Raw genomic sequence first — 22,293 nt, 5'->3', positions numbered from 1 at the left:
GTCGCGAAAGCGGCTTGGTTCGTTTTCGTATTAACTGATCTGTTGTTTCGAGGCGTCGTTACGTGCTTGGGCTCGGTACGCATGATACGCCAAGTACGAGATAATCCCGAAATAGCATGTGATCAAGAAAGCGTGAAGGAGTGGAACGTATGTCGCGTGCCCCCCGAGGACGATCCAAGCGCCAGTGCCGACTTGCAGCATGATGAAGAAGAGCGAGGCCCACATGCCACGTTCAACGAGACGGTTCGTCTCCCGGCGTGCCAAGTACAGGACGTATAGCGTATAGAAAACGAGCAACGCGGCCATGGCACGGTGGCCCATTTGGACCCAGGATTCGAACGTCCACACTTCTTGTGCGCAAATCGGCCAGCCGACGCATGAGTACGTGGCGCCGAGGTGACGGACGTAAGCGCCGGTGTAGACGACGACCATCGTGTAAATCGTCAAGCCGTACAGATGGATCTTTAATTTTTCAGACACGGTCTTATGAACCCGCTCACCCTCAAATAAAAGAATCGTCAAGATGAGTAAGGATGCGAACGAGACGAGCGAGATGCCGAAATGGAGGGCGAGAATCGCATCCGACTGTTGCCAGATGACGGCACCGGCTCCGATGATCGACTGAATCAACATGAAGATGAACGCGAGGAACGCGAACACTTTGACGTCGAAGCGGTTTTTCACGACCGCGAACGTCCAAATCGTCAAGGCGATGATGAGAAGCCCTTCAATCCCGGAGACGACCCGGTGACTGTATTCAATCATCGTCTCGATGCTCGGGTTCGTCGGAATCAGTTTTCCGTGACAGAGCGGCCAGTCCGTGCCGCAGCCGTCACCCGAGTCCGTCTTCGTCACGGTTCCACCCATGATGAGGACGAGCATCATCCCGAGGGTGACAAACCCAGAGAAGAGTGCGAGTTTTTTATGCATTCGTTACCACCTGCTTTTGAGAAAAATCACGACAATTGCGCCTTGTAAGTTGTTATTTTTTTCGCCATACTTATTATACGGGTTTCGATCCAAAAAACGAAACGGAAAAGCTTGCAATCGCTATCAAAATCGTTATTCTAGTATTAGTAATGGGTTTTTGGTGTGACAATTATCACACGTTCGTCACAAAAAACTCGCTATTTTACAAGCATAAACGACGTATTCTTTTTAAAAATATGGTATCTTTGTTATGAGTTAGGTGTACTTTGCTTATATTGTGTTTTTTTTGTGAAAAGAATACGAGGATTTCGTGATTATGTGGGGGGGTCAGTATGACAAAAGTCAACCCAAGAATGATGGCAGAAGTAGAATATACAGAATCCGCCTCATTCCGTGACTATGTTGCTCTCGCAAAAATGGGAATCGTCCGTGCTAACTTATTGTTAGTGTTTGCCGGTTTCTTTGTAGCAGCAACATATCAGAGCGACACGCCTGTGCTTTATTTATTTGAAGTATGGCCACAGCTCTTATTAACCATGTTAGGCAGCGCACTCGTCATCTCCGGGAGTTGTTACCTAAACAACTTCGTGGACCGAGATATCGATTACTTGATGGGACGTACAGACAATCGACCGAGTGTCACCGGAAAAATTTCAGGAGAACGCATTTTACTCCTCGGATTGACGCAACTTGCGGTCGGGACATTCATGCTTTTGATTGTGTCGTATGTGGCAGCAGTATTCGGTTTAATCGGGGCATTTTTTTATGTCGTCATCTATACGATGTGGCTGAAACGGACGCACACGTTGAACACGGTCGTTGGTAGCATTTCGGGAGCGGTCCCACCGCTTATCGGATGGGCAGCAATCGACCCGGCGCTTCATATCGATGCGTGGCTTATGTTCCTCGTCATGTTCTTGTGGCAACCGCCGCACTTCCTCGCGCTCGCGATGCGTCGCGTCGAGGAATATCGCGCAGCTGGCATCCCGATGCTACCTGTCGTGAACGGATTCGCCATTACGAAACGCCAAATCATTTGGTGGATCGCAACGCTCATTCCGGCATCGCTTCTCTTCATGCACTACGGTACAGTCTACGTGATTATCGCGGCCGTACTCGGGGGGTACTGGTTGTATCTCGGTTTGAAAGGGTTTAAAGCCGATGACGAAATCAAGTGGGCCAATAAAATGTTCTTTTATTCATTAATTTATTTAGTCGTGTGGATTGTCGCCCTCATGTTGACGGCATTGCCTTCATCGTGACGGCAAGTTTTAATCGCACTCACTATATAGATACTTTTGCACATCATTTTGGGAGAAAGTGGGGATTGTTGTGAAATCATTTAAGAAGCTTCTGTTTGGCATCGTCCCGATGATGATGTTTGCACTCCTGTTATCAGGGTGTGGCGTTGAGGGATTGTCTGCATTGCGGCCGATGGGAGAAGGGGCTGAGATTCAGCTTCGAATCATTCTCATCAGTTTGGCAATCATGCTCTTCGTACTCGTCATCGTTACGGTTATTTACGTGTACGTCCTTATGAAATTCCGTCGGAAAGATGATTCGATTCCGAAACAGGTAGAAGGAAGCAGTACACTCGAATTGATTTGGACAGTCGTTCCAATCATCTTGCTTATCATTCTCGCTGTCCCGACGATCACGACGACCGTCGAACTCGCGAAAGCGAAAGAAGCGAAAAAAGAAGAAGAAATCAACGTCACGGCGAACCTTTATTGGTGGGAATTCGAGTACCCGAACGCGGGCGTCGTCACTGGTCAAGAACTCGTCATCCCGACAGGCAAGCGTGTCGGCATCAACTTGACGTCAAAAGATGTCATTCACTCGTTCTGGGTTCCGGCATTGTCTGGTAAAACGGATACGAACCCTGGACTCGACAACGAAATGTGGCTCCATGCAAACGAACCAGGTACGTTTTACGGGAAGTGTGCCGAGCTTTGCGGTCCGTCACACGCACTCATGGACTTTAAAGTCATCGCGCTCGATCAAGCGGATTACGATCAATGGCTTGAGGACATGAAAGCGAAGCAAGATGAAGATGCGGAACGCCTCACAGCGAACAACGAAAATCTCACAGTCGGCGAAGCCGTATACGTCGAGAGCTGCTTGAGCTGTCACGGTGGTGGGAAAGTTGCGCCGAGTTTGACGAACTATGGGGATCGCGAATGGTTGGCTGGCTACCTCGAGAACAACGAGGAAGAGTTGAAGCAATGGATTCGTGACCCGCAAAGCTTGAAACAAGGCGCGCTCATGCCTGGCTTCACGGAAGGCCAAATCAGTGATGAAGAGTTAGACGCACTCGTTGACTTCTTGTACGATCAGAAGATTGACTAACGGGAAAAGGGGGATTTCACGTGGCACAGACCACTGCATTGCAGCAATCGCGTAAATACAATGGCCTTATGGACTGGATTACGACGGTTGACCACAAAAAGATCGGTATTTTGTATTTGTTCTCAGGGATTTTCTTCCTCCTTCTCGGTGGAATTGAAGCGTTACTCATTCGTTGGCAACTCGTTCGTCCGATGAACGACTTCGTCAGCGGTGAGACGTTTAACCAATTGATCACAATGCACGGAACGACGATGATTTTCCTAGCGGCGATGCCGATGCTCTTCGGTTTCATGAACGCCGTCGTACCGCTTCAAATCGGGGCACGCGACGTCGCGTTCCCGTTCATTAACTCACTTGGATTCTGGTTGTTCTTCTTCGGTGGCGTCATGCTCAACTTGAGCTGGTTCTTCGGCGCTGCACCGAACGCAGGGTGGACGGCTTATGCGCCGCTCTCGACACAACCGGAAGCGACGGGCGTTGACTTCTATGCGCTCGGTCTTCAAATTTCAGGTTTTGGTTCACTCATGGCCGGGATTAACTTCCTCGTCACGATTTTAAACATGCGTGCACCGGGCATGAAGCTCATGCGCATGCCGCTCTTCACATGGACGACGTTCGTCGCTTCGGCTTTGATCGTCTTCGCATTCCCGCCACTTACGGTCGGATTGTTCATGTTGATGTTCGAACGACTGTTCGGAGCCGTTTACTTCAACCCGGCGATGGGCGGAAACGTCATCATCTGGGAACACCTCTTCTGGATTTTCGGTCACCCGGAAGTATACATTTTGATTTTACCGGCTTTCGGTATTTTCTCGGAAATCATCCCGACGTTCGCACGTAAACGCCTCTTCGGTTACACGACGATGGTATTTGCGACGATGCTCATCGGGTTCTTAGGATTCATGGTTTGGGTCCACCATATGTTCACAGTCGGTCTCGGACCGGTTGCCAACTCAATCTTCGCGGTCGCGACGATGGCGATCGCTGTCCCGACCGGGGTTAAAATCTTTAACTGGTTGTTCACGCTATGGGGCGGCCAAATTAAGTTCAACGTCGCGATGCTTTATTCGGTCGCATTCATTCCATCGTTTCTCGTCGGAGGGATGACAGGGGTCATGCTCTCGGTTGCACCGGCGGATTATCAGTACCATGATAGTTACTTCGTTGTCGCTCACTTCCACTACGTAATCGTAGGTGGGGTCGTCTACGGACTGTTTGCTGGACTTTACTACTGGTTCCCGCTCATGTTCGGTAAGGCACTCTCTGAGAAGCTCGGCTATTGGCAGTTCTGGTTGTTCTTTATTGGCTTCCACTTGACGTTCTTCCCTCAACACTTCCTCGGATTGTTCGGGATGCCACGCCGCGTCTTCACATACCTTCCGAACCAAGGGTTTGAAACGATGAACTTACTGTCGACAATCGGTGCCTTCTTCATGGGTGTGTCGACGATCATCTTGCTCGTCGCAGTCGTGAAAGCATTCATGTCGAAACAAGTTGTCAAACCAGACCATTGGGAAGACGGTCGTACATTGGAGTGGACACTTCCCGTGCCGACGCCAGAGTACAACTTCGCGCAAACGCCACTCGTCAAAGGTCTCGATACGTTCTGGCTCGAGAAGATGGCTGGCAACAAACGGGTGTCTGTCTCTGAACCGGTGACAGACATTCACATGCCGAACAACTCGTTGATTCCGTTCTTCATGTCACTTGGACTGTTCATCGCCGGTCTTGGCGCGATTTTCCAAAAGGAAAACATGATCATCGGTTGGTCGCTCATCGCATTCGGTTTACTCATGACATTCGTATCGATGTTCCTCCGTTCATGGATCGACGATCACGGGTACTACATTCCAAAATCACAAGTCGAAGCGGATTTGAAAGCGATTCGTGAGAAAGGAGAACAATAAATGGCACATGCAGTTGAAAAACACCCGGTAACCGGCCTTCCGGCCAATCCAGAGAAAGCCACGCTGGATGGGAAAAATAAATATGTGGCCTTCTGGTTCTTCCTTGGTGGAGAGACCGTTCTCTTCGCCTCGCTATTCGGAACGTATGTCGGCCTATTGAACTCTGGTGCGCCAGAGGAACTCCGCTCGTACAATATCTTTGAGATGGGGCTCGTCTTCTTCATGACGATGCTCCTCCTCACGAGTTCGCTTACGAGCGTGCTCGCGATGATGAATATGAAAGCGAACAACCCTGGCCGCATGAAGTTCTGGTTGATCGTCACGCTCGTTCTCGGTGCGGGCTTCCTTGCAGCTGAGATTTACGAGTTCATTCACTACTACCATATCGGTCATACGTTCACGTCGAGCGCGTTCGGTTCAGCGTTCTACACGCTCGTCGGATTCCACGGCGCGCACGTCACGTTCGGTCTATTCTGGATTGGGACGCTTCTCATCCGGAACTGGAACCGTCCAATCGATGTGTACAACGCACCGAAGTTTTATGTGTCGAGCCTGTATTGGCACTTCATCGATGTCGTCTGGGTTTTCATCTTCTCGATCGTCTATCTCCTAGGGATGGTGAGCTAATATGGAAAAACGTCCAATGAACGAATCGCACAAGCAGTTAGAGCTCGAAGTAAAAGCCGAGTCGAAACGCGAATATCAGCTCCAGTTGATCAGTTTCGCCATGATGATTTTACTCACATTCCTAGCGTTCGGCGCTGTGTACGCTGAACTCATGCCGGTGTGGGCGGCGGGTGGTTTCTTGATTATCCTCGCCATCATTCAAGTGTTCTTGCAGTTGTACATGTTCATGCATATGAACAACCGTGGTAACACATGGATCGTTGGGATGATGTGGCTCGGCATTTTTGTCGCCGTCATCACGGTAGCGGCACTTCGTTTGCTCATTTGGTAAATGTGACAAAGGATTGAACATCTGTGGAAACACAGATGATTCGGTCCTTTTTGCTTTACTTCAAAAATAAAGGAATAGTAATCTTGAAGTGAACGGTTTCATCGGTTTGGGAGAGAGAGAAAAGGGGTGAAGGGATGCTCTGGAATACATCAGAGCTACTCAGGCAGTTCGATTGGATGACGCTTTGGAGTCCATTCTTCGGATTGCTCATGGTAGGACTGTACGTCCTGTACGCGGTCGTCACAGAGAAAATGGCGAAGCGGGGATATGAGTCGACCACGTTGTTGCAAAAGTTCAGTATGCTATTTGCCATCGTTTTGTATTACATCGGATTCGGAAGCCCGGTCGACGTGCTCGCGCACATCATCTTCTCGGTGCATATGTTCCAAATGGTGCTCGTCTACGTGCTCGCACCGGCGCTCGTCGTCTACGGGTTGCCGTATTGGGTATTTGAAAAATTATTTAGCTATAAAGTGATTGGGCCGACACTCAAGTTCATGACGAAGCCGCTCATCGCGCTCATCTTGTTCAACGCGTTATTCACGTTGTATCATATGCCATTCATCTTCGATTACGTGTTGACGAATTATGAAGTCCACCGTATTTTCCACGGTGCGCTCCTCGTCTTCAGTTTGACGATGTGGTATCCGGTGATCGCACCGTTCCTCTCAGAGGAAGAAGAAGGCATGTCCGATTTGAAACGGATGGTATACATCATCGCCAACGGGGTGCTTTTGACGCCCGCATGTGCGCTCATCATCTTTAGTCATAATATCCTTTACGATGCGTACACGGACGTCGAGACGTTCGCGACAGTACTCGGCTACTGTATGCCGAACGGCGACGTGTCAGGACTCGATTTGAACGCGCTCATGGGTGCGACGAATAGTGCGCTAGAAGACCAACGCTTCGGCGGGGTATTGATGAAGCTTGGTCAAGAACTCGTCTACGGCTTCTTCTTCGGTTGGACGTTCTTTGGCTGGGTTCGCCGGACGAAGTCGCTCGCGCTCGAGGAAGGCATGTCGTTCTCGCCGCAAGAGCAACAAGAGAAAAAATGAGTTAAGGCAAAGGGGAAACAACGATGAATTATCTTGCATTGATTAGTGTTTCATTCATTGTGCTCAGCGCGATTTTAGTCGCCATCGGCTGGGTCATCATCGCACGGGACCGCCGTGACATCGAGAAGCACAAAAAAGTCATGACGGCCGCAGCGGTGGCCGCCACGACGTTCTTCATTCTTTACGTGTCACGCACCATCTTCGTCGGCAACACGGCGTTCGGCGGTCCGGACAGCATCAAACCATATTATTTGGCGTTCATGATTTTCCATATCTTACTCGCGACGACGGGGGGCGTGCTCGGTTTGATCACGCTCTACCTCGGTTATAAAAACAAAGTCGCAAAACACCGCAAGATTGCCCCGAAAGCCTCGGTCGTCTGGTTCTTCACGGCGATTACCGGTGTCACGGTATACGTTCTCCTCTATGTCGCGTTCGAGCCGGGTGAGACGACGAACGTCTTCCGCGCCATTATCGGAGGGTGACCCAAGAGAGGGGGATGAGGATGAAACGGAACAGTTATATGACGGTCGGTTTGACGGTAGCCGTCCTAATCACCATCGGCGTCGCATCTTATTTCTTATTCTTTAAACAGGACGATTTGCCGGTCATTCAAGAACCGACACCGTTCACACTCACGAATGCACTAGATGGTGAGACGTACAACTCCGACAACGGGAAAGTAAAAGTGATTACGTTCTTTTACACGAACTGTCCGGACATCTGTCCGCTCACGCTCCGGGACTTTATGAAACTCGAGCAAGAGTTGAAGGCCGACGGATTGTATGGGACCGATGTCGAACTCGTCGCCATCACGGTCGACCCGGAAGTCGATACGGTACCGGTGCTTGAAAATTACGGTGCCGCCTTTCAAGCGGAACCTACAGGATGGAAAGTGTTGACGGGTGAGAAAGCGGACATCGACCGCATCACGCGCCAGCTTCAATTCTATTATTCGAAGGCGAACAGCGGGCTCGTCACGCACGCCACGACGATGTATATCGTCGATCGACAGCATGACGTGCGGGCCGTCGCGCAAATGGCGACGACAGGAGATCAGCCGGTCGATATAGAATCTATCATGGAGGACGTGAACGTGCTCGTTGCTGAAAAGGAGTGAAGACGATGAACGATACGATGGCTGTGATTGGGAACGATTATTCGTATGGAGATGTGACGATTGCGGAACGGGCGATTGAGGATTTGATTGCATGTAGTGCAATCGAGTTCGGCTTGGCTGAAGTGAAAGTCGTTTCTTTGTCGAAAGATCGCTACGATTATCAAGTGATCGCACCGCTCTCGCTCGCAGAGGCGGAACGGTTGTACCGTTACATCCGAGATCAATTCGATTTGTTGCTCGGGCAAGTCGATGTGACGTTGAACGTCATCGCGAGGTAACGACAACGGAGGGCCGCGTTGCGGTCCTCCGTTTGTTGACGAACAGAATGTTTTCACTCATCCTCTTGGCGTCTCCGCTCTTAGGGCGAGCAGGGAGCCGCATCGGGTAACGCTGCCGGGTCTCCCTCCGCTCGCTATTGTCTACGGCGCCGTCGGATGAGCGCCGCGAGAGGCCGCCTTTGTGCGGCCTCTCGTCTTTGCGTTTCTTCAATTTTTATGTCGGGCCGTGCGCCTCGGGACCATTGAACCCAAAGAAGACGAACCGAATCGCAGGTCACGATTCGTCTCATCCACAGCTCGAGGGCAACAACGCAGTCCTGTTTTCTTTGTACCTATATTTTCCATAAGTGAACTCTGTTATGATTAGGAAAAGAAAAGACTACCGAGCCATTTGTTCGATATGAGGAGGAAAGAGGATGGGAAAAGAAGCGTTAGTCGTCATTGATCTTCAAAACGATATTACGAAAAATTACAAAACCGTGATTGAAAACGTCAATCACTCGATTGATTGGGCCGTCGAGCATGACGTGCCGGTCGTCTACATCCGTCATGAGAATCTCTCGGCAGGGACGAGGACGTTTAAAACGGGTACGCGCGGGGCCGAGCTCGTCCCGGACTTGAAGGTGGTGTCTGACCACGTCTTCACGAAATATAAAGGAAACGCGTTAACGAGCGAAGCGTTCGCAACCTTCATCGAGCAGCATGAAGTCGAGACGTTCTACATCACCGGGGCGGATGCCATCGCCTGCGTGAAGTCGACGTGTTACAACATGCGAAAATCAAACTATGATGTTCAAGTCTTGTCCGATTGTATAACAAGTTATGATCAAAAGAAGATTGCCGAGATGATTCAGTATTATGAAGGGAAAGGCTGCAAGATTATTCGAGTGGAGGACTTACCTGCTTGACTTGGGGGTTGAACATGACAGGATACGGACTCTATAGGGGGTCCTTTTTCGTTGACAGACATATGTCTTCAAATGAAAAACCCCTTTACGATTAAAGGGGTTTGACTTCTAATGTGTCGGCGAGAGCCGTCAAGCGACGCTCGCAGTCGCGGACAATCTCTTCCGGAAACTCTTCGTCATATTCGACGCCGTGTGGGTAATAGTGTTTTCCGAGAATCGGTGTCAACATTTTTACGACAGCGTGACGGTCCTCGATTTGGCCTTCAATCGCGTAGACCGGTAAGCGAAGGTAGAACGTCTCGCCCGTCGATTGCTTCTCGTATTTCATATCATACGTCGCACGCTCATAGTCCCAAGCGCCTTCACGGATGAAATGATGATGATCCATGATCGTCTCGAGCAAACCGAAGCGGATCTCTTTTCCCTCGATGTGGAACTGCTCAAATTTCATCATAATCCCCCTTTTTTCAATAAACCTCATATGTCATCATATCATATCCAAAAACATTGTTGGAATAACGTGTGTTCAAATTGTGAAAAAAAGATGAACGGTCAACGAAGCGTCTCGAGGTAGGCGTCAATCTTCTCTGCCAAGCGGACTCCGAGCGGCATCAGGCCTTCTGAACCGAAGAAGACGTTGAACTCGAGGATATAAAAGCCTTCGGCGGTGACGATGACATCGAACGCCGCGTGGTTGATGTGCAGCGTCTTCGCAATCTCGAGCACTTCGTCGACGACGTCTTGCGGGATATCGTCATATGAGAAGTGAGCGCCTTGGGCGACGTTGTTTAGGAACGCCTCGCTGACACGCCAGTAGGCGCCGGCGACGTCTTCGCCGATGATGATGATGCGAAGGTCACGGTCGTTCGGGATGTATTCCTGTACGTAAAACGTATCGTGTTTCTCGACATACTCGAGCCAGTCTTGCTCCTGTTTGATGAGCCAGACGCCTTGCCCCATCGACGATTTTGCCGTCTTGGCGACGAACGGATAGGTGAACTCCTCGAGCACGCGTTCAATCGTGTACGCGTTCTTTCCGTAAATGAGGGTCTTTGGGATGCGGTCCGGGAACGTCGCCTTGAACGCCCGCGTCATCTCGATTTTATCGTGGCCGAGGTGATACGTCGCTGGAGACGGATAAATCGGTTTATTTAAACCGTAGATGATGGAATTGACCATCCAATATTCGGGGAACAAGACGAGTTCAGCGGCGCGTACTTTATCGAGTTGGTCAAAGTAGTATTCTGGTTTCGCGTAGTCGGTTTTGATGCCGGCCGAGCGAATCATATTGAACGAGACTTTTTTCATCGGACACCGTGCAGGCACGGTGATTCACTTCCTTTCTGTTCTGAACGCATGAGTCACATTCAATTATAAAGCCGATTGCTCACAGAGGGAATCAATTGTGGTAAAATCATGTCAGAAAGGGTGAAAGCCATGATTATCACTGAACAGACGATCGCACTTCTCGACCAGGCCGAAACGTTGGCCGAATGGATTGAGTCGAGCGAGTCGTTCCAAACATATATCACGACGAAGCGGGCACGCCTGGCGTCAGACGAGGCGCGTGACGTAGAGCGTGAGTTTTTACGCATGAAAGAAGATTACGAGTACGTGCAGCGGTTCGGCAAACATCACCCGGACCATGACCGCATCAAAAAAGAGATGCATCTCGTCAAGCGTCGGCTCGACGTCCAACCGGAAGTGGCCGCTTTCAAGAAAGCGGAGCGGAATTTGGACAAACTGCTCGGGGAAGTGAGCGGCTTACTGGCCCACTCCGTATCCCCGAAAATAAAAGTCCCGACGGGCAACCCGTTCTTCGATGAGGGTGGCTGTTCCGGCGGAGGAAGCTGTGGCGGAGGAGGCGGAAGCTGTGGATGTGCTGTCTAACTCGTTTGAGCTGAACGGACGCATCGGCCTTGTCGTGTACGTCCAGTCGCTTAAACAAGTGAAAGTGCTCAGACGATACGCGAACTTGTATTATGTGTCGAAACGGGAGAAGTATGCCTTTTTGTATACGGACTTGGACGGACACGAGGCGGTCATCGAGCAAATGCGGGCGTTGCCGTTCGTCGAGGACGTCGTGCGTAGCGAACGGCCGTTCATCGCCGAGACGTATGCGCCGAAACAGAAATAAAACGAAACAAGATGAAGGTGGCGACACCTTCATCTTTTCTGGTGGGGGAGAGAACCATGCGCGTCATTTCAGGAGAACGCAAAGGGACACGATTAAAAGCGGTCCCGGGGTCGGCGACACGTCCGACGACAGATAAAGTAAAAGAATCGTTATTTAACATCATCGGTCCTTATTTCGCGGGGGGAGACGCGCTCGATTTGTATGCCGGAAGTGGCGGGCTCGGAATCGAAGCGCTCTCCCGTGGCTGTGACCACGCGGTGTTCGTCGACAAGCAGACGAAGGCGATTCAGACGATTCAAGAGAACTTGCGCGTCACGCGCTACGAAGCGAATGCGACCGTTTATCGTCAAGACGCACGACAAGCGCTCGACGAGCTGATCACGAGCGGACGAGAATTCAAGCTCATTTTCATGGATCCACCGTATCACGCCGAAGCACATGAGACGTTTTTACAGCTCATCGAGGCGAACCACCTCCTGACCGATAACGGGGTCGTCGTCTGCGAACATGGGAGTGAGGCCGAGTTGCCGGAACGTGTCGGGCGACTCGAAAAAATAAAAGTTCAGCGCTACTCAGACGTGATCACGATCAGTTTTTATGAGTACGCATCAACTGAGGAGTGAGAACATGTCCAAACGCATCGCCATCTGTCCAGGAAGCTTTGACCCGATTACGAACGGTCATTTAGATATCATCGAGCGCGCCGCGGCCATCTTTGACGAAGTGATTGTCGCCGTCCTCGAAAACTCGAGCAAAGCACCGTTATTTGACGTCGAGGAGCGGCTCACGCTCATCCGTGACGTGACGATACATTTGCCGAACGTGACGGCCGACGCGTTCGGCGGTTTGCTCGTCGAATACGCCGCCGAGCGGGAAGCGGCGACAATCGTCCGAGGCTTGCGTGCCGTTTCCGACTTTGAGTATGAGTTGCAAATCGCGTCCATTAACAAAAAGTTGAACGAAGACGTCGAGACACTTTTCATGATGACGAACAGTCAATACTCGTTCCTCAGCTCTTCCATCGTCAAAGAAGTCGCGAAATACGGGGCTTCCGTCAATGAGCTCGTTCCGGTTCAAGTCGAAGAGGCGCTCCGCAGAAAGTTTGAAGCGAGCCGACAACCATGAAGTCGTTAAAAATCGGACTCGGCTTACTCGTCGCCGTGCTCATGTTCTTGTTCGTCCCGCTCCCGTATTACATCACGTATCCGGGCGAGGCGACATCGATTGAACGGTTCATGACGGTCGAAGATGGAGAGAAAGAGCCGGGCGAGCTCATGATGGTCACCATCTCGCAGCGACGGGCGACACCACTGTGGCTCGTCGGGAGCTGGTTCACGCCGTTCACCGAATCGAGCCCATCGAGCCGTTATTTATATGACGGGGAAGGTGAACGGGACTACGAACGGCGTCAACAGCTGCTCATGGCTTCCTCGCAACAAGCGGCGATCCAATATGCCTACGCGCTCGCCGAGGCGGACGTAGACGTCGATTTCAATGGCATGTACGTCTCGGCCCCAATCACCGGGTCGCTCGCTTCGAACGTATTGAAGCCCGGCGACGTGATCACGGCAATCGACGGCCGCGCCTTCATGTCACGACTTGACTTTCTCGATCAAGTGGCGACGTTTGAGGCAGGCGACGAGGTGACACTCACGATTGAACGGGACGGGCGGGAACGAGTCGTCACCACGCTCGTCCAACCGCTCGACCGCTCCGGCGATCGGGTCGGCATCGGCATCTATGAGCCACTACCTGTCCAGGACGTCGTCACGGACCCGTCCGTCGCCTTTGAACTCACGAACGTCGGGGGACCGTCGGCCGGTCTCATGTTCACGCTTGAGATTTATGATCAATTGACGCCGGGTGACTTGGCGAACGGAGAGAGGATTGCCGGGACCGGTACGGTCGATGAGGAAGGGAACGTCGGACCAATTGGTGGGGCGTGGCAAAAGATTGTCGCCGCCGACCGTGCCGGGGCGACCGTGTTCTTCGTGCCGGACGGACCGAACTACGAGGAAGCGAGGTCGTCCCTCGACCGGCTCGAGTCCGACATTGAAGTCGTACCGGTCAAGACGGTCGAAGAGGCGATTCGTTATTTGGAGTCGATGAACTGAGGCGTCTCCCTATATTCGGGCCGGGACAGGCCGAGCGGGAGGCGGTACGCCTCGGTGACGCGCGCCTCGAAGGCGAGGTCAGGATGGTACTTGCTGAGAAGCGGTACCGTCTTTTTTAATTCGTTCAAGACGCGTCGGCCGACCGGATTGAAGGCGAGGGGACGCACGTAAGGGACGTCATCGAAACGGACGGGCAACTCTGTCCGCTCGAAGTGGATGAGCACCGAGACGAGCGCCCGCTGAATCGCCGTCCGCGTATACCGGCGCGTCAGCATCTTCGAGAGGGCCCGTTCGAACGTCGGTTCCATCCCGGCCTCGATGAGACGCGGCGAGAGCGAGGCGTCGATGCCGACGAGCTGCTCGAGCACGTATTTTGGCGTCGTCCGTAGCTTATATTGAAGCATCGGCCAATAGAGCGACCAATGCGCCATCGACTGACGTTCAAACAGCCTCCGCGTGGCCTCAGGCACCGCTCGCACGCTTCCGGCCTCAAGGTAATGGGCGCGGACGCCCGTGGCCGACATGACGTCCGAGACGCCGGTGTCGTGATAACCGGCCCCGAGACGCCGGACGGTATGAAGATTGATGGAACTGGCCGCTTGCGCGTAGTGGTAGGCCAAAATATTGTTCGGGAGCGTCAAGTCAAAATCGGGATACAGGGAAGCGAACGCCGTACTCGATGCCTTCGCCGGGGACGATCCTTCCTTTAACGCAGATTGGAACGCGTCACGATAGGCCGGTGTCGATTCGACCTCGGACTTGGCGGCCTGCTGAATTGCCGATACGTCACCGCTCTCGCTTCCGAACGACAGTGTCTGGCAATCCATCCGCTCGGCGAGATGGACGGCTGCGCTCGCGAAGCGGTCGGCGCGTTGAACGCCGTAGCGGGTCGGGAGTTCGACGACGAGGTCGATTGCCCCGGTCTCGACCGCCGCTCGAGCCCGTGACCACTTGTCGAAGGCGGCCGGTTCGCCGCGCTGGGTGAACTGTCCACTCATGATGGCGATGACGGCTTCGGCCTCGGTCTCGAGCCGGGCGGTTTCCGCTTGATACAGGTGACCGTTGTGAAACGGATTATACTCGGCGATGATGGCCGTCTTTTGCATAAAATTACTCCTTTGCAATGTCGATTGGATTGGTGTAAGATGGATAAGTACGCTTTGACAAAGCGCCGTCGTCAACTGATTTTAGTGTAAAGAAAAAACATTGACAAAACAAGTTGGCCTATCTATAATTCATATTGTTGCAATTGAGGTGATTCGGATGAAATGGTCTATTGCACAGCTACTTAAGCTTCGAAACCAAGGTGACAGTTTTATCGTCGATGAGACGGTCGAACTTCCGGAGCTGACTCAGCTCCATCCGGATATCCGATCGATTCGCTCAGTGCATGTGCACGGGGATGCGTCGTTCACATCTAATCAAGTTACATTCAATCTGAAGATTCAAGGTGACCTGACGTTGCCAGATGCGCGTACGTTAGACGATGTCATGTATGAATTCGATATTGAATCACTCGAGCCTTTCTTTTTGGAGAACGGGCGTTACACGGAGCAATTCGATGACGTCAATTTGCCAGAAGGAAATACGATTGATCTGCGACCGATCGTACGTGAGCTCATCATGTTAGACGTCCCGATGCAAGTGTTCGGGAACGAAACAGACAAAACTCAGGTTGAAGGGGAAGGCTGGGCCCTCGTAGAGGATCAGCTGGACGACCAACCAAAAATTGACCCGCGCCTCGCGGGACTTGCCGACTTGTTCTCGAAAAAAGAGGACGAGAAAGGCTAACTTTTCAAGGAGGTGGACAACGATGGCAGTACCATTCCGTAGAACGTCGAAAACTCGCAAACGTCTTCGTCGTACTCACTTCAAACTCAACGTACCTGGTATGAACGAGTGCCCGAACTGTGGCGAAATGAAACTTTCACACCGTGTTTGCAAATCTTGCGGACATTACAACGGTAAAGAAGTAACAAGCAAATAATGCTTGAAGAAGCGGTCTCTTAGGAGGCCGCTTCTTTTTTTATGGTCATCGATTCGGATTGTGGTAAACTCTTTTTGTGTATGACGAGAAGGAGGGTTGCCGATGCGACCGATTGAACGGATAGGCATCATCGGGAACGGAGCCGTCGGCATGTTGATGGCGTCGTTCCTCGCAGAAGAGTATACGGTGACGTTATACGGTCGAAACGGCGAACACGGTGACGTCACAATCGAACGCGTTGGGGTGACGAGCGGGACGGCACGTGTCGTGTCCAAACCGATTCATCTGCTTGACGAGACGGAAGCGGACGTCTTTTTTGTGACGACAAAAGCGCATCACGTGGAAGCGGCGACCGAGCGGTTGACGGGGAACGTGCCCGTGTTTATCTGTGCGAACGGGATTGCCCATCTCGATTATGCAGAACGGCGTGGGTTTCAGCTTGGAGTCGTCGAACACGGCGTGACACGTGACGGGACGACCATCCGCCATAGCGGACTCGGGCGTGTCCGAATCGGCAGCCTGACAGGTATGGAGCCGCTCGTTTTTAGCGCGTCCCCGTTACAGATCGTCTGGGAATCCGATATCCGGTACGTCGTCGTCGAGAAGTTGTTCGCGAACGCCATCATCAATCCGATCACGGCGCTTTGTCGGGTGCCAAACGGTATGGTCGGGCAACCGCCGTGCCGAGACATCGCACTCGCGATTTATAAGGAATTGACGTCGCTGTTCGACGAGTCCGTACCCTATACATATATCGAGTCGATCATCGAGAAAACGGCGACCAATCGCTCCTCGATGTTACGGGACATAGAAGCCGGCCGGCCGACCGAAGTGGACGCTATCCTGACGCCGCTCTTGAAACGGGCGGAGACGCGAGGGGTCGAACTGACGGCCATCCCGCTCATGCAAAAATTGATTATAGGGGCGAGCGCATCGTGTTAGTGTATATCGTTTCATTTCCACTCATCATTTGGTTTATGGTGTATATGATACTTAGAAAAATTATGCCGAAATCGGTCAATACGTTCAAGCTGGTTTGTGATGTCGGCGTCGTGCTCTGGTTTTATGCGTGCGCCGTCCTGTTAGAGGCGATTGTCGGGGATGACCTGTTTTGGTTGTTGCTCGCCGCGTGCGTTGCCATTTTTCCGATAAACGCGATTTGGCAGCGGGTGAGGCACGAGGAGGTCATCTTCACGAAGATGTTTATCCATGGTTGGCGCTTGCTCTTTTTATTGCTCGTCCCGACCCATGCCGTCTTGTTCATCGTCGGCATCGCCAAGCATATGATGTATTGATTGATTGAAAGGAAGTCGTTATACGTGAGGATAGAGTCGCTTGATGCCATGTATGCCTCGTCTTCTCCGATGATTCAAATCGAGGAAGGGTATGCAGATTGGCTTGATTATAAAGGAATGGGTGAGTTGAAGGCGCGGGCAGAAGAGCTCGATGGACGGACGTATCCGCATCGAGAAGCGCTCGCGTCAATCTTACGAACCCAACAAGCCGAGTACGGCCCGCTATCAGAAGCGATGGAACGAAAGCTTGAAGCGTTCGCGAACGGTGACGCGTATACGATGGTGACCGGACAACAAGTCGGTGTGTTCGGCGGTCCATTGTTCGCGGTGTACAAGCTGTTGACCGTGCTCAAACGGGCCAAACAAGCCGAGGCCGTGTTGAATAAACCGGTATTGCCGATTTTCTGGATGGCGACGGAGGACCATGATTACGCCGAAATCAACCATGTCTTCATCCCGCAACCGATGTCCCGTCAGTTCCGTAAAGAAACACTCTCGGTCGTCCCGCTTGCCGGAAAGGCTTCGGTCGGAGAGCTCGAGTTCGATCGGTTGAAAATTGAACTCGTTCAAATGCTACAGCGCATGCTCCTCGCCGAGACGGAGACGGTCCACACCCCTTCCCTCTATCGTGAGCTCGTGGACGTGTTGCAACAGTCGCATTCGTTCGCCCAATTTTTCGGGAAGATGATGCGTCGCTTTGTCGGTCAGGAGTTCCTCCTCTTCGACCCGCACCAAAAAGAAGTGCGGACACTCGGACAGACGGCGTTCGGTCGGCTCATCAAAGGGCACGACGAAGTAAAACAGGCTTTCCTGCAGGCGTACGAACCGGGGATGCCGGAAGTGGAGCTGAACCGAGAAGCGGCACACGTCTTCTATCATGACGGGACGCGTGAGCTGTTGACGAAAGAAGGTGATGTCTTCACGACGAAGCGGGGACATCGTTTCACAGAGGCGGAGCTGCTCGCAGAAATCGAAGCGCACCCGGAGCGGTTCTCGAACAACGTCGTCTCGCGTCCGCTCATGCAAGACTATCTGTTCCCGACGCTCGCCTATGTCGCCGGGCCAGGTGAGATCGCCTATTGGCTTCAGTTGCGTCCGTTGTTCCACGTCTTCGGCTGGAAGATGCCGATCCTGCTTCCGCGGCTCGGTGCGGTCCTCCTCTCGTCAAATGATGAGAAGAAGTTACGGCAAGAAGGGGTCGACCTCGCGGAATACTTGGCAACGCCGCTCCCGGACCATGCGTTCGACGATGCGGCTTTCGATGAACAACTGTATAGCTATCGGGCGTTAGCCGCGGCGGTCGGTAAAGAAGCAGGGCGTCACGGTCATCGGTTTGAATCGAGCGCGAAACAATTGCTCGAGCGGCTCGCCGACGAGATGCGGGCCGAGGCGAAGCGTGAACAGTACCGGTTGAACGATCGTCGCATCCATCTGTCGACCCGTCTCGTCCCGATGAATGCGCCGCAAGAGCGGATTTGGTCGATGGTGCCGATGTTGAACCGGCACGGTCTCGATTTGTTCAAACGTCTGTTCCGTGCGTATGAAACCTCTGAAATTGAGCGATGTTTAGTTAAATTGTAAGAAAAAGGATGTTTAAAATTTGATTCCCTTGAAAACAGGGAATCTTTTTTCGTTTGTTACCTTTTTGTTTCCTCTTTTCGCTAAAAACGAATGCGGTGCTTGACATTTTTATGATAAAGTAAGTGTAATAAAACAGTTGAAATTTGTAGGTTGAGAGGGTTTTTGTATGTTTGAGCATGAAACGGTTTTAAAAATGGAGTCCATCGAAGGATTGAACATCAAGCCGGACGGCATTTATGTCGACTGTACATTAGGTGGAGCGGGTCATAGCGAAGAGATTGTGAAGCGATTGACGACCGGTCATCTGTACGCGTTCGACCAAGATGACGTCGCACTCGCACATGCGAAAGAGCGATTGGCTCCATATGAAGACCGGGTTACTTTTATACAGAGCAACTTCGTCCATTTGAAAGACGAGCTTCTCAGTCGCGGTGTGACACAAGTTGACGGCGTCTTATTTGACCTCGGCGTCTCCTCGCCACAACTCGACGAGGCGGAACGAGGGTTCAGTTACAACTTTGACGCGCCGCTCGACATGCGAATGGATCGCTCGAAGCCGTTTTCGGCTTATCACGTCGTAAATGAATGGGCGTTCGGGGACCTTGCCCGCATCTTCTATACATATGGGGAAGAGAAGTTCTCGAAACAGATTGCCCGAAAGATTGAGCAGGCACGTGCCGAAAAACCGATTGAGACGACGTTCGAACTCGTCGACTTGATTAAAGATGCGATCCCGGCACCGGCACGACGCAAAGGCGGACATCCTGCCAAGCGGACGTTCCAAGCGATTCGTATCGCGGTCAACGATGAATTGAACGTGTTCGACCGCGCCGTGCAAGACGCGATTGACATGCTCGCCATCAACGGCCGCATCTGTGTCATCACGTTCCACTCATTAGAGGACCGGATTTGTAAACAAGTCTTTAAAGAGAAAAGTCAGCACCCGCCGCTTCCGCCAGGGTTGCCGGTCATTCCGAAAGAGTTTGAACCTGAACTTAAACTCATCACCCGAAAGCCGATTACGGCCGGCGGGGAAGAGCTCGAAGACAACCGCCGCGCCCGCTCTGCGAAACTGCGCGTCGCTGAAAAACAAAAATAGACTGTACGTAGGAGGGATACCTGATGCCAGAAGCTGCCCGCAAGGCTTTGCAGCCTCACATTTCACCGAATCGAAATCCGATTCCGCAAGAACGACCGATACCTGCTCCAAAACGACGTACGTTAACTTTGTTCGAAGCTATTTTGTATCCGACCATGATTGGTTCTGTCGTCTTGTTCGGTGGCATCACGGTGTCGAAACATAACGAAGCGTACAACATCATGCGCGACACGGCGTTAATCACGCAAGAGACGAACGCCCTCGCCAAAGAAAATGAAGAATTGAAATATGAGATCGCCCAATTAAGCTCGCCAGAGAGAATCTATGCGATAGCTGAAAAGCTCGGAATGCAGTTCAACGAAAAGAACGTCAAGGTGATTGACAGATGAACTCTCTACAACAGAGTAAAAAAAGAGTGGCGTGGGTAGCGATTGTTTGCTTCACACCACTCTTTTTATTTTTTGTCGGTTGGTTCTTCTATCTATCTGTCTTTCAAACGTACAAAGGTGAGAATATGCTCGCGTTCGCCGAAGAAGAACGGTGGAAAGCGGTCAGCACGTTGAAAGCAGAACGTGGCGAAATCTTTGACCGGTTCGGTCAGCCGATTGCCATCAACATCCCGTCTTACCGGGTCGTGGCGGTCTTGAAGCTCGGCGGCGAGCGCGTCGAAGGAAAGACGCTCATGCCCGAAGAGTTTCCAGAAGCCGCACGCGAACTCGCGAGCGTCATTCCTATGACCGAAGCGGACATCTTAAAACGGCTCGAACAAAACGTCGACCGTGGACAAATCGAGTTCGGTGTCCCCGGACGTGATTTGACGGTCGAGCAAAAAGAAGAGCTTGAAGCGTTCGAGATTCCAGGCATCACGTTCGTCGAGGAACCGAAACGCTATTACCCGAACAAAGTGTTCGCATCAAGCGTCATCGGGTATGCGCAAAAAATCGATCAGAACGGACGAATCGAACTCGTCGGCGAACTCGGGATTGAGAAGTCACTAAACGACATCTTGAGCGAGTCGTATGGACTGACCCGGTTCGAGAAAGATTTGGCCGGTCGTCCGCTCATCGCGAGCGACGAGCAGCTGCGAATCGAGCCGGAAGACGGGGCCGACGTCCAGTTGACGATCGACCACCGGATTCAGCAACTACTCGACACGAAGATGGATGAATTGTATAAAGAGTACGCACCGAAAAATGCGACGGCCATCATCATGGACCCGAAGACGGGTGAGATCGTCGCCTTGTCTGACCGGCCGTCGTTCGACCCGAACACGCGTGAAATCACGTCGTACAGCAACTTTTCCGTCTCGTCACGTTTCGAGCCGGGATCGACGATGAAAATCTTCACCCTCGCCGCGGCGATCAACGAAGGCGTGTTCGATCCGAACGAACTGTACAAGTCCGGCTCTTACACGTATGGACGGACGACGTTCAATGATTACAATATTACCGGATGGGGTACCATCCCTATGGTAGAAGGTGTCTGGCATTCGTCGAACGTCGCATTCTCCATCATGGCGAACGAACGGCTCGGTCTCGGGCGTTACGAAGACTACTTCAACGCCTTCAAGTTCGATCAACGGACAGGCGTCGATTTGCCGGGCGAGGTCAACAGTCAATACGACTTCGACAGCCCGCTCAACGTGCTCATCACCGCATGGGGACAATCGACCGCGGTGACGCCGATGCAAATCTTGCAAGCGACGTCGGCGATTGCGACGGATGGGACGATGAAACAGCCCCACGTCATTAAAAAAGTCGTCAATCGCGAGACCGGTGAGACGATTCGGACGACGAACCCGAAAGTCGTCGGACAACCGATTACGGCCGAGGCGGCCCAAAAGACGCGAGAAGCACTCGACGGGGTCGTCAACAGCGACCTCGGTACCGGGCAACTGTACGCCCTCGAAAACTACCGCGTCATCGGGAAGACGGGAACGGCCCAGATTGCCGAGAACGGGAAGTATTTAAGTGGCCAGTACATTCACTCGTTCGTCGGCATGGCCCCAGAAGAGGATCCGGAGCTCGTCATGTATATCGCCGTCGATCGTCCGAACAGCGACTCGTCGACGACCGGTCCGCGGATCATGGCCCCGTTGTTCAAGGACGTCATGGACGTGGCGCTCCGCTATCGGAGCGTCGAGCCGGAGAAGCAAGAGAAAGCGGTCGAGGCCTCAGCGAAGACGACTGCATCCTACATCGACCTCAGTCGGAAGGAAGCAGTCGACACGTCGCGAGCAGCCGCGTTCGCACCGGTCCTTCTCGGCAGTGGCGGTAGTGTGACGGCCCAAAGCCCAGTCGAAGGTCAGTCGTACGTCACGGGCGAACGGTTATTGCTCAAGACCGACGATACGTTCGCGATGCCGAACTTGTCGGGTTGGTCACTCCGAGATGTGAAACGATTGGCAACGTTGTATCAATTGAATTTAGAAATCGACGGGACCGGCTTCGTCACTTCCCAGTCTATCGGGAAAGACAAGCCTGTCAAAACCGGGGCGACACTTAAGGTGAAGCTCCAATCCCCGTCGAATTAACGCAACAGGATCAAGAGGGCCTCGGCTCTCTTTTCCTTT

At 52.3% G+C, this 22,293-nt stretch carries 27 protein-coding genes; 23 read left to right on the top strand and 4 right to left on the bottom strand.

Features of this window, described 5'->3' with window-relative positions:
- Positions 1 to 30: 30 nt before the first annotated feature.
- Positions 31 to 930: a COX15/CtaA family protein gene (locus KB235_RS11390; protein ID WP_211779685.1), complete on the bottom strand. Its 900-nt coding sequence runs from the start codon at positions 928 to 930 to the stop codon at positions 31 to 33.
- Between the two features lie 332 nt (positions 931 to 1,262).
- Between KB235_RS11390 and cyoE the strand changes: the two genes are divergently transcribed.
- The 10 genes from cyoE (at position 1,263) to KB235_RS11340 (ending at position 9,508) form a co-directional block, all read left to right on the top strand.
- A complete protein-coding gene (gene cyoE / locus KB235_RS11385; protein WP_211779684.1) occupies positions 1,263 to 2,192 on the top strand; it encodes a heme o synthase in 930 nt (309 codons plus the stop codon).
- 109 nt (positions 2,193 to 2,301) lie between these two features.
- Positions 2,302 to 3,279 carry a cytochrome c oxidase subunit II gene (gene coxB, locus KB235_RS11380; RefSeq protein ID WP_211780961.1) on the top strand — a complete coding sequence of 326 codons (978 nt, stop codon included), beginning with the start codon at positions 2,302 to 2,304 and terminating at the stop codon, positions 3,277 to 3,279.
- A gap of 68 nt (positions 3,280 to 3,347) precedes the next feature.
- A complete protein-coding gene (gene ctaD, locus KB235_RS11375) occupies positions 3,348 to 5,186 on the top strand; it encodes a cytochrome c oxidase subunit I (protein ID WP_211780960.1) in 1,839 nt (612 codons plus the stop codon).
- Positions 5,187 to 5,813 carry a cytochrome c oxidase subunit 3 gene (locus KB235_RS11370; RefSeq protein WP_034815001.1) on the top strand — a complete coding sequence of 209 codons (627 nt, stop codon included), beginning with the start codon at positions 5,187 to 5,189 and terminating at the stop codon, positions 5,811 to 5,813.
- A gap of 1 nt (position 5,814) precedes the next feature.
- Positions 5,815 to 6,144, top strand: coding sequence for a cytochrome C oxidase subunit IV family protein (locus KB235_RS11365; RefSeq protein ID WP_034815002.1), 330 nt, complete (start codon positions 5,815 to 5,817; stop codon positions 6,142 to 6,144).
- Positions 6,145 to 6,278: 134 nt separating this feature from the next.
- Positions 6,279 to 7,202, top strand: a complete 924-nt coding sequence (locus tag KB235_RS11360; protein ID WP_034815003.1) for a cytochrome c oxidase assembly protein — start codon at positions 6,279 to 6,281, stop codon at positions 7,200 to 7,202.
- A 23-nt stretch (positions 7,203 to 7,225) separates the two neighbouring features.
- Positions 7,226 to 7,687, top strand: coding sequence for a DUF420 domain-containing protein (locus KB235_RS11355; RefSeq protein WP_034805677.1), 462 nt, complete (start codon positions 7,226 to 7,228; stop codon positions 7,685 to 7,687).
- A 20-nt stretch (positions 7,688 to 7,707) separates the two neighbouring features.
- On the top strand, positions 7,708 to 8,322 hold the full coding sequence (locus KB235_RS11350; protein WP_034815004.1) for an SCO family protein: 615 nt from the start codon (positions 7,708 to 7,710) through the stop codon (positions 8,320 to 8,322).
- Positions 8,323 to 8,327: 5 nt separating this feature from the next.
- Positions 8,328 to 8,600 carry a hypothetical protein gene (locus KB235_RS11345; RefSeq protein WP_211779683.1) on the top strand — a complete coding sequence of 91 codons (273 nt, stop codon included), beginning with the start codon at positions 8,328 to 8,330 and terminating at the stop codon, positions 8,598 to 8,600.
- Positions 8,601 to 9,016: 416 nt separating this feature from the next.
- Complete coding sequence (locus KB235_RS11340) at positions 9,017 to 9,508, top strand: cysteine hydrolase family protein (RefSeq protein WP_034815008.1); 492 nt, start codon at positions 9,017 to 9,019, stop codon at positions 9,506 to 9,508.
- Between the two features lie 91 nt (positions 9,509 to 9,599).
- On the opposite strand, the gene KB235_RS11335 is transcribed toward KB235_RS11340, so the two are convergent.
- Both KB235_RS11335 and KB235_RS11330 read right to left on the bottom strand, forming a co-directional pair.
- Positions 9,600 to 9,959: a YugN family protein gene (locus tag KB235_RS11335; protein WP_034805655.1), complete on the bottom strand. Its 360-nt coding sequence runs from the start codon at positions 9,957 to 9,959 to the stop codon at positions 9,600 to 9,602.
- Between the two features lie 101 nt (positions 9,960 to 10,060).
- Entirely contained in the window at positions 10,061 to 10,834 is a 774-nt protein-coding gene (locus KB235_RS11330; RefSeq protein WP_235193391.1) for an ATP-grasp domain-containing protein, read from the bottom strand.
- Between the two features lie 111 nt (positions 10,835 to 10,945).
- On the opposite strand from KB235_RS11330, the gene KB235_RS11325 reads away from it, so the two are divergent.
- Genes KB235_RS11325 through KB235_RS11305 form a run of 5 tightly spaced genes read left to right on the top strand, consistent with a single transcriptional unit; the run spans position 10,946 to position 13,759 of the window.
- Positions 10,946 to 11,398 (top strand): YlbF/YmcA family competence regulator, encoded by a 453-nt coding sequence (locus tag KB235_RS11325; RefSeq protein WP_034815012.1) that lies wholly within the window; start codon positions 10,946 to 10,948, stop codon positions 11,396 to 11,398.
- Complete coding sequence (locus tag KB235_RS11320; protein ID WP_051622553.1) at positions 11,382 to 11,645, top strand: DUF2129 domain-containing protein; 264 nt, start codon at positions 11,382 to 11,384, stop codon at positions 11,643 to 11,645. Before KB235_RS11325 ends, KB235_RS11320 begins: the two co-directional genes overlap by 17 nt.
- A gap of 56 nt (positions 11,646 to 11,701) precedes the next feature.
- On the top strand, positions 11,702 to 12,268 hold the full coding sequence (gene rsmD / locus KB235_RS11315; RefSeq protein WP_034805646.1) for a 16S rRNA (guanine(966)-N(2))-methyltransferase RsmD: 567 nt from the start codon (positions 11,702 to 11,704) through the stop codon (positions 12,266 to 12,268).
- A gap of 4 nt (positions 12,269 to 12,272) precedes the next feature.
- Positions 12,273 to 12,770, top strand: coding sequence for a pantetheine-phosphate adenylyltransferase (coaD, locus tag KB235_RS11310; RefSeq protein ID WP_211779682.1), 498 nt, complete (start codon positions 12,273 to 12,275; stop codon positions 12,768 to 12,770).
- Positions 12,767 to 13,759, top strand: coding sequence for a SepM family pheromone-processing serine protease (locus KB235_RS11305; protein WP_211779681.1), 993 nt, complete (start codon positions 12,767 to 12,769; stop codon positions 13,757 to 13,759). The genes coaD and KB235_RS11305 overlap by 4 nt, the downstream gene beginning before the upstream one ends.
- On the opposite strand, the gene KB235_RS11300 is transcribed toward KB235_RS11305, so the two are convergent.
- Complete coding sequence (locus KB235_RS11300) at positions 13,738 to 14,865, bottom strand: tRNA(Met) cytidine acetate ligase (protein WP_034815019.1); 1,128 nt, start codon at positions 14,863 to 14,865, stop codon at positions 13,738 to 13,740. The genes KB235_RS11305 and KB235_RS11300 overlap by 22 nt on opposite strands.
- Before the next feature lie 157 nt (positions 14,866 to 15,022).
- Between KB235_RS11300 and KB235_RS11295 the strand changes: the two genes are divergently transcribed.
- The 8 genes from KB235_RS11295 to KB235_RS11260 all read left to right on the top strand — a co-directional run bounded on the left by KB235_RS11295 (position 15,023) and on the right by KB235_RS11260 (position 22,254).
- The gene (locus KB235_RS11295; RefSeq protein WP_211779680.1) at positions 15,023 to 15,550 is read left to right on the top strand and encodes a YceD family protein; all 528 of its coding nucleotides are present in this window, start codon (positions 15,023 to 15,025) and stop codon (positions 15,548 to 15,550) included.
- Between the two features lie 22 nt (positions 15,551 to 15,572).
- The gene (gene rpmF / locus KB235_RS11290; RefSeq protein WP_015881300.1) at positions 15,573 to 15,746 is read left to right on the top strand and encodes a 50S ribosomal protein L32; all 174 of its coding nucleotides are present in this window, start codon (positions 15,573 to 15,575) and stop codon (positions 15,744 to 15,746) included.
- Positions 15,747 to 15,848: 102 nt separating this feature from the next.
- Entirely contained in the window at positions 15,849 to 16,688 is an 840-nt protein-coding gene (locus KB235_RS11285; protein WP_211779679.1) for a ketopantoate reductase C-terminal domain-containing protein, read from the top strand.
- Positions 16,682 to 17,041, top strand: coding sequence for a DUF3397 domain-containing protein (locus KB235_RS11280; protein WP_034805628.1), 360 nt, complete (start codon positions 16,682 to 16,684; stop codon positions 17,039 to 17,041). The genes KB235_RS11285 and KB235_RS11280 overlap by 7 nt, the downstream gene beginning before the upstream one ends.
- 24 nt (positions 17,042 to 17,065) lie before the next feature.
- On the top strand, positions 17,066 to 18,622 hold the full coding sequence (bshC, locus tag KB235_RS11275) for a bacillithiol biosynthesis cysteine-adding enzyme BshC (RefSeq protein ID WP_246514194.1): 1,557 nt from the start codon (positions 17,066 to 17,068) through the stop codon (positions 18,620 to 18,622).
- 166 nt (positions 18,623 to 18,788) lie between these two features.
- Positions 18,789 to 19,721 carry a 16S rRNA (cytosine(1402)-N(4))-methyltransferase RsmH gene (gene rsmH, locus KB235_RS11270; protein WP_211779678.1) on the top strand — a complete coding sequence of 311 codons (933 nt, stop codon included), beginning with the start codon at positions 18,789 to 18,791 and terminating at the stop codon, positions 19,719 to 19,721.
- Positions 19,722 to 19,744: 23 nt separating this feature from the next.
- Positions 19,745 to 20,110 (top strand): cell division protein FtsL, encoded by a 366-nt coding sequence (gene ftsL / locus KB235_RS11265; RefSeq protein ID WP_034805621.1) that lies wholly within the window; start codon positions 19,745 to 19,747, stop codon positions 20,108 to 20,110.
- Positions 20,107 to 22,254: a penicillin-binding transpeptidase domain-containing protein gene (locus tag KB235_RS11260; protein ID WP_211779677.1), complete on the top strand. Its 2,148-nt coding sequence runs from the start codon at positions 20,107 to 20,109 to the stop codon at positions 22,252 to 22,254. The genes ftsL and KB235_RS11260 overlap by 4 nt, the downstream gene beginning before the upstream one ends.
- Positions 22,255 to 22,293 lie beyond the last annotated feature (39 nt).

Origin of the sequence: Exiguobacterium alkaliphilum (genome assembly GCF_018138125.1) — a bacterium.
Taxonomy (GTDB): Bacteria; Bacillota; Bacilli; order Exiguobacteriales; family Exiguobacteriaceae; genus Exiguobacterium; species Exiguobacterium alkaliphilum.
This window is presented reverse-complemented; position numbering and strand designations above follow the sequence as displayed.

Bases quoted from the DNA above. Each gene is read 5' to 3' on its own strand.
- KB235_RS11335 (WP_034805655.1), bottom strand. From the start codon at position 9,959: ATGAAATTTGAGCAGTTCCACATCGAGGGAAAAGAGATCCGCTTCGGT.
- KB235_RS11350 (WP_034815004.1), top strand. From the start codon at position 7,708: ATGAAACGGAACAGTTATATGACGGTCGGTTTGACGGTAGCCGTCCTA.
- KB235_RS11325 (WP_034815012.1), top strand. From the start codon at position 10,946: ATGATTATCACTGAACAGACGATCGCACTTCTCGACCAGGCCGAAACG.
- rsmD (WP_034805646.1), top strand. From the start codon at position 11,702: ATGCGCGTCATTTCAGGAGAACGCAAAGGGACACGATTAAAAGCGGTC.
- KB235_RS11370 (WP_034815001.1), top strand. From the start codon at position 5,187: ATGGCACATGCAGTTGAAAAACACCCGGTAACCGGCCTTCCGGCCAAT.
- coxB (WP_211780961.1), top strand. From the start codon at position 2,302: ATGATGATGTTTGCACTCCTGTTATCAGGGTGTGGCGTTGAGGGATTG.
- KB235_RS11340 (WP_034815008.1), top strand. From the start codon at position 9,017: ATGGGAAAAGAAGCGTTAGTCGTCATTGATCTTCAAAACGATATTACG.
- KB235_RS11390 (WP_211779685.1), bottom strand. From the start codon at position 930: ATGCATAAAAAACTCGCACTCTTCTCTGGGTTTGTCACCCTCGGGATG.
- KB235_RS11285 (WP_211779679.1), top strand. From the start codon at position 15,849: ATGCGACCGATTGAACGGATAGGCATCATCGGGAACGGAGCCGTCGGC.
- KB235_RS11355 (WP_034805677.1), top strand. From the start codon at position 7,226: ATGAATTATCTTGCATTGATTAGTGTTTCATTCATTGTGCTCAGCGCG.
- KB235_RS11365 (WP_034815002.1), top strand. From the start codon at position 5,815: ATGGAAAAACGTCCAATGAACGAATCGCACAAGCAGTTAGAGCTCGAA.
- KB235_RS11295 (WP_211779680.1), top strand. From the start codon at position 15,023: ATGAAATGGTCTATTGCACAGCTACTTAAGCTTCGAAACCAAGGTGAC.
- KB235_RS11305 (WP_211779681.1), top strand. From the start codon at position 12,767: ATGAAGTCGTTAAAAATCGGACTCGGCTTACTCGTCGCCGTGCTCATG.
- ftsL (WP_034805621.1), top strand. From the start codon at position 19,745: ATGCCAGAAGCTGCCCGCAAGGCTTTGCAGCCTCACATTTCACCGAAT.
- KB235_RS11260 (WP_211779677.1), top strand. From the start codon at position 20,107: ATGAACTCTCTACAACAGAGTAAAAAAAGAGTGGCGTGGGTAGCGATT.
- rsmH (WP_211779678.1), top strand. From the start codon at position 18,789: ATGTTTGAGCATGAAACGGTTTTAAAAATGGAGTCCATCGAAGGATTG.
- KB235_RS11345 (WP_211779683.1), top strand. From the start codon at position 8,328: ATGAACGATACGATGGCTGTGATTGGGAACGATTATTCGTATGGAGAT.
- ctaD (WP_211780960.1), top strand. From the start codon at position 3,348: ATGGACTGGATTACGACGGTTGACCACAAAAAGATCGGTATTTTGTAT.
- coaD (WP_211779682.1), top strand. From the start codon at position 12,273: ATGTCCAAACGCATCGCCATCTGTCCAGGAAGCTTTGACCCGATTACG.
- cyoE (WP_211779684.1), top strand. From the start codon at position 1,263: ATGACAAAAGTCAACCCAAGAATGATGGCAGAAGTAGAATATACAGAA.
- KB235_RS11300 (WP_034815019.1), bottom strand. From the start codon at position 14,865: ATGCAAAAGACGGCCATCATCGCCGAGTATAATCCGTTTCACAACGGT.
- rpmF (WP_015881300.1), top strand. From the start codon at position 15,573: ATGGCAGTACCATTCCGTAGAACGTCGAAAACTCGCAAACGTCTTCGT.
- KB235_RS11360 (WP_034815003.1), top strand. From the start codon at position 6,279: ATGCTCTGGAATACATCAGAGCTACTCAGGCAGTTCGATTGGATGACG.